Origin of the sequence: Muriicola sp., from assembly GCF_049669965.1 — a bacterium.
Classification (GTDB): domain Bacteria; phylum Bacteroidota; class Bacteroidia; order Flavobacteriales; family Flavobacteriaceae; genus Muriicola.
The window spans coordinates 1-2,600 of record NZ_JBATLB010000036.1 but is presented as its reverse complement, the minus strand read 5'-3'; the positions used below and the strand labels follow the sequence as shown (position 1 = coordinate 2,600).

Annotated in this window: 3 protein-coding genes; 2 read left to right on the top strand and 1 reads right to left on the bottom strand. The window is 42.8% G+C overall.

Going from position 1 to position 2,600, the window contains the following annotated elements; all coding sequences use genetic code 11:
• Positions 1–245: DUF456 family protein (locus WBM49_RS02405; RefSeq protein WP_424370469.1), on the top strand; the 245-nt coding region annotated here is incomplete at its 5' end.
• Positions 246–266: 21 nt separating this feature from the next.
• Here WBM49_RS02405 and WBM49_RS02400 read toward each other — a convergent pair.
• Positions 267–821: a nitroreductase family protein gene (locus tag WBM49_RS02400; protein ID WP_424370468.1), complete on the bottom strand. Its 555-nt coding sequence runs from the start codon at positions 819–821 to the stop codon at positions 267–269.
• 114 nt (positions 822–935) lie between these two features.
• On the opposite strand from WBM49_RS02400, the gene hutH reads away from it, so the two are divergent.
• Positions 936–2,516 carry a histidine ammonia-lyase gene (gene hutH, locus WBM49_RS02395; protein ID WP_424370467.1) on the top strand — a complete coding sequence of 527 codons (1,581 nt, stop codon included), beginning with the start codon at positions 936–938 and terminating at the stop codon, positions 2,514–2,516.
• The last annotated feature ends 84 nt before the right edge of the window (positions 2,517–2,600 follow it).

The window sequence follows — 2,600 nt, the reverse complement described above, 5'->3', positions numbered from 1 at the left end:
TGGTGGCTATTGTCTTCCCCATCCTTGGGTTACTGGGCATCATTATCTGGCCTTTTATTGGAGCATTTCTGGGGGAATTATTGAATAAAGCAGATCAGAAATCGGCCTTTAAAGCCGCCTTTGGATCCTTTATTGGTTTTCTTACCGGTACCTTTTTAAAGTTTGTGGTTACAGTCATCTTTTTTGGTCTTTTTATTGCCAAGGCATGGGAATACAAAGCGGCCCTGTTCCCTTATTTTGATTAGCTTAAAACTGACAAGGATACCTTAATCGAACCATACCGTTTTATCTTCAATGTCACTTCTAATACCAGCATCAAGTTTTTCATCATAATACCCCAAATAGAAAAAACCTAAACATTTTTCTCCGGGTTGAAAATCGAAGAATTCACCCATATATTGGATTAGTCCGGGAGAGCTCCAATAACTCCCTATTCCCAATTCAGTACAACACAACCACATGTTTTGCACAGCCATGGCCGTGGCAGCTATCTCCTCCCATTCCGGCAGCCTTTCCAGCGGGTCGCGCTGCATGCAAATAGCTATTACAGCCGCTGCCTTTTTAGGGTTTTCCATTAACTTTCTCGTTTTTATCTCTTTCGGTTTTGCCTCTGTATCCATATATTTATAGGACAGGAACAACCCTAATTTTTCCTTGGATTCGCCCAATAATACTTTAAATCGCCATGGTTCTGTCTTTTTATGAGTGGGTGCCCAGTTGGCGGCCTCCAAGATTTTCTTAAGGTCTTTCTTAGCAATGGGTTTACCGTTGTATTGAGCGGGAAATACGGATCGGCGTTGTTTTATAAGTTCAAAGATCATAGCAAATATTTAAGGTTAACAGGAATTGCCGGAACCGACACTTACTGAGAATGTCAATTTCTAGCCAATCTCAAACTTAATGAATACATTTAGGGTAATCAAATATTTCACAAGATGGTAGCTACCCCACAACCCTTCTTATTTGGCGAAGATCACTTAACGGCCGGCATTGCACTTTCCCTTGCAAATGGAGAGGTTAAAGGAAAGATCAGCAAACAAGCCTTGCAAAAGATCCGTGAAAGTCATGCTATTGTTCAGGAAATTATTGAAAAAGGCCTGCCTGTATACGGCATAAACACGGGCTTTGGCCCACTTTGCACCACCAGTATCTCCAAAGAAGAAACTCGTATCCTTCAAAAAAACATCTTACAAAGCCATAGTGTAGGGGTGGGTGCACCTATAGCTAATCAGCTCGCAAAGTTAATGCTGGTGCTCAAAGTACATTCATTATCCAGAGGATATTCCGGGATTTCGGAAACTACTCTGAATCGTATCCTGTGGCACATAGAACACGATGCCATTCCTGTAGTCCCTTCACAGGGTTCTGTGGGTGCTTCCGGGGACCTTGCTCCTTTGTCGCATCTCTTTTTACCCTTGTTGGGGCTGGGAAAAGTAGCATATAAGGACAGGATCCTTAGCGGGGCAGAATTTTTTAAGGAAACAAAATTACAAGCCATCGAATTAGGTCCAAAGGAAGGATTGGCCCTGATTAACGGAACCCAATTTATTACAGCGCATGCTGTAATGGTAACAGACAGGTTGCACAATTGTCTGGCCCATGCAGATGTCATTGGGGCCATGATGGTAGAAGGGCTTCAAGGTTCTATCAAACCTTTTTATAAGGAACTGCATGCCTTGCGACCTTACAAAGGGACCATACATGTGGCAAAACGCATTCAATTACTTCTGGAGGGTTCAGAGATCATGGAAGATCATATAGACTGTGAACGAGTTCAGGATCCGTATTCTCTGCGTTGTATTCCGCAGGTGCATGGGGCTTCCAGAAATACCTGGTTACATTTAAAGGAATTATTAGAGGTTGAATTAAATTCCGTCACAGATAATCCGTTGATTATTAACAAAGACCTTACCATAAGCGGAGGGAATTTTCATGGACAACCTTTGGCAATGGCATTAGATTATGCCTGCCTGGCGGCCTCAGAACTTGGAAATATTTCAGATCGCCGTATCTACCTGGCCCTGGAAGGCAATAGCCCTGGTATCCCCAAATTATTAATGAAACAGACGGGTATTAATTCCGGCTATATGATCTTACAGTACACCTCAGCGGCACTTGCCAGTGAAAATAAAGGTTTGTGCTTTCCGGCAAGCGCCGATAGTATTCCTACTTCCCTGGGACAGGAAGACCATGTTAGCATGGGCTCAATTTCGGGCAGAAAAGCCCTGCAAGTGATAGAAAATGTTGAGAAAATAATGGCCATAGAACTGCTTACTGCGGCACAGGCTTTTGAATTCAGAAAACCTCTGAGAAGTGGTGTGCTTTTGGAAATGGTACATCAGGAAGTGAGGAAAAAGGTGTCTTTTGCCACTCAGGACAGGGTCTTTGCAGATGATATAGAAGCAGGGATTCAAATGGTACAGGATAAAACCATTATCCGGGTAGTAAACTCGGTGAGTAAGAAGAAAGGGCTTTCCTTACGAACGCCATTTAATAAAGAATTTGAAGTATACTAACCTATGGGAAGATTTTCTTATATAGGGCCGCTTACGGAAGTGCTTACCATGGATCACTTAGCACTTAAAGGACCTGTTTCTGAC

Excerpts from the sequence above, each read along its gene's own strand:
- WBM49_RS02400 (WP_424370468.1), bottom strand. The coding sequence starts at position 821 with ATGATCTTTGAACTTATAAAACAACGCCGATCCGTATTTCCCGCTCAA.
- hutH (WP_424370467.1), top strand. The coding sequence starts at position 936 with ATGGTAGCTACCCCACAACCCTTCTTATTTGGCGAAGATCACTTAACG.